The sequence below is a fragment of the Furfurilactobacillus sp. WILCCON 0119 genome, from assembly GCF_053471565.1.
In genome coordinates this window covers 1-204 of sequence record NZ_JBPCCV010000017.1, presented here as the reverse complement: position 1 = coordinate 204, position 204 = coordinate 1, and the positions used below count along the sequence as shown (strand labels likewise).

Sequence of the window (204 nt, the reverse complement as noted above, 5' to 3'; positions counted from 1 at the left end):
CAATGTGCAACGCTCGGTCACTAAGTGACCAATTGGAGGATAATGGGCTTGAACCACTGTCATTCATCTGCAAGCAGGTGCCGCTCTCCCATCTGAGCTAATCCCCCATGTCGTCTCTGACATGGCGTGAGGTAAATCCCTCAAAACTGAACAACGTTTCAACAATGTGTAGGTTTCCGAATTATTTCCTTAGAAAGGAGGTGA

The 204-nt window shown here is 47.1% G+C and carries 1 tRNA gene; it reads right to left on the bottom strand.

Annotated features, from left to right (window positions below):
- Positions 1–33 precede the first annotated feature (33 nt).
- Positions 34–107: transfer RNA gene (locus ACRYI5_RS11095), tRNA-Lys, on the bottom strand.
- Positions 108–204: the final 97 nt, after the last annotated feature.